The following is a 5,317-nucleotide window of genomic DNA, read 5'->3' as shown; positions in this document are numbered from 1 at the left end:
GCTTCGCCCGCCGCTGAATGGCTGGGCGCGAACGCGGACCGGGCCGGCAGGGTATTGGTCGAGCCTGATCTCAGCGTGCCCGGCAGCCCGGAGATTTTTGTCATCGGCGACGCCGCCCTTGTGCTGCGGCCCGACGGGCGGCCGGTGCCCGGCGTGGCGCCTTCCGCCAAGCAGGAGGGCCGCCATGTTGCCGCGACCGTCAGGGCCAGGCTTGCCGGCGACACGGGGCCGCGGCCTTTCCACTACAAGCATGCCGGTGATCTGGCGACGATCGGCAAGCGCGCCGCCGCGATCGATTTCGGCTGGATCAAGCTGACCGGCTGGCTCGCCTGGTGGCTGTGGGGCATTGCGCATATCTATTTCCTGATCGGTTTCCGCAACCGGCTTGCCGTTTCGCTGAGCTGGCTATGGATCTATGTCACGGGCCAGCGCAGCGCCCGGCTGATTACCCAGGGCGACGACGACAAGACCTGACTTTCTTCACCACGCTTTTCATCCGGCCGTCATCTGTTGCTGATGGATTGGCGTGCCGATGCGCGCGACTTCTTGAGTGGACTTGAGCCGATTTCGGCGCGAAGTTCGCTGAGGGCAGGGGCATGTCAGGTCGTCGAAGAAGGAGAAAACATGTCGCAACTGCTCCATCCCGTCTCTCGCCGTGGTCTCCTTGCGGGGGTCGCCGCCACAGGGGCGCTGATCATGCTTCATCCCTTCTCCGCCCGTGCGCAGGCCAACCAGGCGCATCTGAGGATCATGGAGACCACCGATATCCATGTGAACGTGCTGCCCTATGATTATTACGCCGACAAAGCCAATGACACGATGGGCCTGTCGCGCACGGCGTCCCTCATCGACGCGGTGCGCAAGGAAGCCGCCAATTCGATGCTGATCGACAATGGCGACCTTTTGCAGGGCAACCCGATGGGCGACTACATTGCCTATGAGAAGGGCCTGAAGGAGGGCGATCTCCATCCGATCATGAAAGGCATGAACCTGCTCGGTTACGAGTGTTCGACACTTGGCAACCACGAGTTCAACTACGGCCTGTCCTTCCTGGACAAGGTACTGGCCGGCGCCAATTTCCCGTTCGTCTGCGCCAATCTGATCCGGGGCACCGAGCTTGCCGCCAATCCGCGCGACGACAAGCTCTACCTCAAGCCCTACATAATCCTGGACAAGAAGATCAAGGACGGTTCAGGCACCGAGCAACCGATCAAAATCGGCATCATCGGCTTCGTACCGCCGCAGGTCATGGTCTGGGATCTCAAGAATCTCGAAGGCAACGTCAAGACGCGCGACATCGTCGAAGCGGCGAAGGCCTGGGTGCCGCAGATGAAGGAGGAGGGCGCCGACATCGTCATCGCGCTCTCGCATTCCGGCATCGACGTCAAGCAGGGTGACATGATGGAGAACGCCTCGTTCTTCGTCGCCGGCGTCGAAGGCATCGACGCGGTCTTCACCGGCCACCAGCACCTGGTCTTTCCCGGCAAGAAGGATTTCCAGGGGCTCGAGGGCGTTGATACACAGAAGGGTACGCTGCAGGGCAAGCCCGCCGTCATGGGCGGTTTCTGGGGCTCGCATATGGGCCTGATCGACCTGATGCTGGAACGCGATGGGTCGAAGTGGAAAGTGGTCTCGGCGACCTCGGAGGCGCGGCCGATCTTCGAGCGTGTCGACAACAAGAACAAGCCGACTGTCGCCGACGACAAGCGCATCATCGCTGCTCTCGAGCAGGACCACCAGGCGACGCTCGCCTATGTGCGCCGCCCTGTCGGCAAGACCTCGGCGCCGCTCTATTCCTATTTCGCGCTGGTGGCCGATGATCCTTCGGTGCAGATCGTCAACCAGGCGCAGAGCTGGTATCTCAAGGATATCCTGAAGAGCACCCAGTGGAAGGACGTGCCGATGTTATCGGCGGCGGCGCCCTTCAAGGCCGGCGGGCGCAACGGCGCCGACTACTACACCGACGTGCCGGTGGGCGATGTCGCAATCAAGAACGTCGCCGACCTCTATCTCTATCCGAACACGGTTCGCGCGGTTGAGATCACGGGTGCCCAGGTCAAGGAATGGCTGGAGATGTCGGCCGGCATCTTCAAGAAAATCGAGGCAGGAAAAGCCGACCAGCCGCTGATCGACACCGAATTCCCATCCTATAATTTCGACGTCATAGATGGCGTAACCTACAAAATAGATTTGTCGCAGCCACCGAAATACGATGCCAAGGGCGCCGTCGCCAATGCCGGTTCCAATCGCATTGTCGACCTGAAATTCGACGGCAAACCGATTGATCCAGCAGCGAAATTCGTCGTTGCGACCAACAACTACCGTGCCGGCGGCGGTGGCAACTTTCCCGACATCAATGCCTCGAAGATCATCTACGAAGCGCCGGACACCAACCGCGACGTCATCGTCCGCTACGTCGTCAGCCAAGGCACCATCAACCCGTGGGCGGATGGCAACTGGTCGTTCGCGCCGCTGCCAGGAAGCAGCGTCGTCTTCGAGACAGGCGTCAAGGCAAAGGACTTCATCGCCGATGTGAAGTCGCTCAAGATCGAGCCGGTGGGCGAGGGCGAATCTGGTTTCGCCCGATACCGCATCCTTCTCTGATCGACTATCAGGGCTGGATGCGGCCGGTCTTGGCCGCATCCCCGTGCGGAAGATGACCTCGCCATAGCGAGGGAGGAGCAGTCGGATCGCTCGGCACGGTCAAGAGCCTCATCCCCGCGGGTGCATGGACCTCGTGGATGGTCGATGTCCGGGTGTTGTCGATGAGATCGCTGTCCCCAGCCTACGCCTTGTAGACCACCTGGCGCACGTCGATATAGCTGGTGCGGAAACCGGCCTCGCAATAATGCAGGTAGAATTCCCAGAGCTTCTTGAAACGGTCGTCGAAGCCGAGCGGCACGATCTTCTCCCACGACCCCCGGAAACGCTGGCGCCATTCGGCAAGCGTGCGGGCATAGTCCTCGGGGAAAACGTGTTCGCGTAAATGGGCAAGGCCGTGCGCGGCGCCAAGCGACTTCAGGATGGACGGCGTCGGCAGCATGCCGCCCGGGAAGACGTAGCGCTGGATGAAATCCGGCCTGGCGCGATAGGTGTCGTAGGCGGCTTCGTTGATGGTGATGATCTGCAGGCCCGCGGTGCCGCCGGGCTTCAGGCAGGCCTTCATCTTGGAGAAGAATACCGGCCAGTATTTCTCGCCGACCGCCTCGAACATCTCGATCGAGGCGATGCGATCGTAGGTCCCGGTTTCATCACGGTAATCCTGCAACTTGATGTCGACCTTGTCGGCAAGCCCGGCCTTGGCGATGCGTGCCTTGGCGAAATCGTGCTGCTCGCGGCTGATGGTCAATCCGGTAACCCGGCAGCCGATTTCGCGTGCCGCGAACTCGGCAAAGCCGCCCCAGCCGCAACCTATCTCCAGCACGTGATCCTTTCCGCCGATGCCCGTATCCCTGGCCAGCGCCCGGTATTTGGCGGCCTGGGCGCTCTCGAGATCATTGGCGCCATTGGCGTAAAGCGCCGAGGAATAGGTCATGCTCGGGTCGAGCCATTCCTTGTAGAAGGCGTTGCCGAGATCGTAATGCGCCGAGATATTGCGCTTTGACCCTTTGCGTGTGTTCTCGTTGAACCAGTGGCGGATGCGCTGGGCCGTGTTGATGAGCCAACTGGCGCCGCCCGCGACGCGTTCGCCGATCGCCGAATTGACCACGAACAGTTCGAGGAAGCTGGTGACGTCAGGGCTTTCCCAATCGCCGTCCATATAGGATTCGGCAACGCCGATCGTGCCGCCGGAAAAGGCGCGGCCCGGCAGACGCCAGTTCTTGAGCACAAGTTCGGCGTCGGGGCCTGGCGCCTTGCCGCCGACGAGGACGGCACGGCCGTCCGGCATCCTGACTTTCAGCGAACCACGCGGCAGGTTCATGGCCGCCGACAGCACCATGCGCGCCTTGGCCGGCAGGCCCTTGACGATCTCGGCGAAATTGAATTCGTCGAGCCTGACCGCGTCGCCCGGCGCTATGCCATGATGTTCCCCGTGTGCCATTCCATGCCCCTGGATCTCCGTGCTGTCGGCGCAATTGCCAAGCCACGGTTCTCTTGGATCATCCGCCGGGTTCAAACACCGTTGCCTGGTCCCGGCAGCTGCGGGTTCGACGGCAGGCGGGCTCGAACGAAAGCGCGCGCCCCTTAGCAGAGCTTCAGCGCTTCCCAGTGAATGCCTGCCACAATCTTCCACGCCATGAGGGGGAACTTCAAGAGGCATGCCGAGAGCTGGACTGTGCCACGCGGCGCCCGGCATCTGCCGCCCTGCGTCAGGCCGCTGCGGCCCGAAATCAAAAACGCCTATGGCAGCCGCATCGCTTGTGCGATAGCTTTAGCCATGCGTTATGTAATCGTGATTGCCGCCATCGCGTTCTTCCTGATCTGGGACGGTCTCTACAATCAAGGCCGGTATCTCGACGTCGCGGTCAGGGAAGTTTCCCATGCGGTGCGCTACGTCACCGGCAAGGCCTAGACGTCCCTGGGCAGGCCGGCGCTTCATCCCTGATCCGCGCGAACCGAGGTCCAGCACCGATCGAGGCGCGTCGCAAGGACGCGTGGCGCCATGACCGGTTGACGCAAAGGGACCGCCGTCACAAAAGACCCCGACATTCAGATCGAGGAGGCGGGATTGATCCGGCATATCGTTTTCTTCAGCGCGCGGCGCAAGGAAGATGTGGAAGCTGTTCGTACCGGGCTGCTGGCGCTCGGCGACATTCCTCATTGCAGCCTCTTCGAGGTCACGCTGAACACCAAGGTCGACCCGCTGTCGGATGAAGTCGATGTCGTCGTTTACGCGGAATTCGCCGATGACGCGGCGCTGGCAGCCTACAAGGCGCACCCGCTCTATGCGCGGACCACCAGCAAGGTCAAACCATTGCGCGAGCTGCGTTATTCGGCCGATGTCGTGGCCGGACGCTGATCCGGCGCCTGCTCCAGAAGGTGCCGTTTGCAGCGGCGACTTTCCCGATAGAGCGTGCTGTGCGAACCATGCGCCGCCGCCGGCGGCATTGCGATCAAGTCTTGAACCGACCTTCGGAATGATGCACATCGCGCCTGCATGACCCCAACCACATCAGCCATTCATCCGCTCGATCATCTGGTTCTGCCGACGCAGACCGTCGACACCGCGCGGATCCGGCTCACCGCGCTGGGCTTCGTCGTCGCTCCGACCGGCATCCATCCCTTTGGCACGGAAAACTGCTGCGTGTTCCTTGCCGACGGCACCTATCTGGAGCCGCTCGCGATTGGCAGCGAACAGGCTGCGACGGAGGCTGCC

The 5,317-nt window shown here is 62.0% G+C and carries 6 protein-coding genes and 1 pseudogene; 5 read left to right on the top strand and 2 right to left on the bottom strand.

The genetic code is table 11. The features are described 5' to 3' along the window. Positions 1-474: pseudogene (locus tag EOA36_RS26615) on the top strand (NAD(P)/FAD-dependent oxidoreductase); the annotation flags it as partial. A gap of 150 nt (positions 475-624) precedes the next feature. Beyond that, entirely contained in the window at positions 625-2,604 is a 1,980-nt protein-coding gene (locus EOA36_RS26610) for a bifunctional 2',3'-cyclic-nucleotide 2'-phosphodiesterase/3'-nucleotidase (RefSeq protein ID WP_127280093.1), read from the top strand. 181 nt (positions 2,605-2,785) lie between these two features. Here the strand turns inward: EOA36_RS26610 and EOA36_RS26605 are convergent, their stop codons facing one another. Together EOA36_RS26605 and EOA36_RS38965 are read right to left on the bottom strand one after the other, a co-directional pair. Then, positions 2,786-4,042: a cyclopropane-fatty-acyl-phospholipid synthase family protein gene (locus tag EOA36_RS26605; RefSeq protein WP_127280092.1), complete on the bottom strand. Its 1,257-nt coding sequence runs from the start codon at positions 4,040-4,042 to the stop codon at positions 2,786-2,788. Between the two features lie 143 nt (positions 4,043-4,185). Next, positions 4,186-4,254, bottom strand: coding sequence for a hypothetical protein (locus tag EOA36_RS38965; RefSeq protein WP_348629826.1), 69 nt, complete (start codon positions 4,252-4,254; stop codon positions 4,186-4,188). A 124-nt stretch (positions 4,255-4,378) separates the two neighbouring features. Between EOA36_RS38965 and EOA36_RS38840 the strand changes: the two genes are divergently transcribed. From EOA36_RS38840 to EOA36_RS26595, 3 genes are all read left to right on the top strand, one after another. Then, on the top strand, positions 4,379-4,513 hold the full coding sequence (locus EOA36_RS38840; RefSeq protein WP_272482999.1) for a hypothetical protein: 135 nt from the start codon (positions 4,379-4,381) through the stop codon (positions 4,511-4,513). Between the two features lie 156 nt (positions 4,514-4,669). Then, complete coding sequence (locus tag EOA36_RS26600) at positions 4,670-4,960, top strand: Dabb family protein (protein WP_127280091.1); 291 nt, start codon at positions 4,670-4,672, stop codon at positions 4,958-4,960. A gap of 138 nt (positions 4,961-5,098) precedes the next feature. After that, positions 5,099-5,317: VOC family protein (locus EOA36_RS26595; protein WP_145969319.1), on the top strand; the 219-nt coding region annotated here is incomplete at its 3' end.

The organism is Mesorhizobium sp. M8A.F.Ca.ET.021.01.1.1, assembly GCF_003998025.1.
Taxonomy (GTDB): domain Bacteria; phylum Pseudomonadota; class Alphaproteobacteria; order Rhizobiales; family Rhizobiaceae; genus Mesorhizobium.
The sequence above is the reverse complement of the archived record's forward strand: the minus strand, read 5'-3'. Positions and strand labels throughout refer to the sequence as shown.

Bases quoted from the DNA above. Each gene is read 5' to 3' on its own strand.
- EOA36_RS26610 (WP_127280093.1), top strand. From the start codon at position 625: ATGTCGCAACTGCTCCATCCCGTCTCTCGCCGTGGTCTCCTTGCGGGG.
- EOA36_RS26605 (WP_127280092.1), bottom strand. From the start codon at position 4,042: ATGGCACACGGGGAACATCATGGCATAGCGCCGGGCGACGCGGTCAGG.
- EOA36_RS38840 (WP_272482999.1), top strand. From the start codon at position 4,379: ATGCGTTATGTAATCGTGATTGCCGCCATCGCGTTCTTCCTGATCTGG.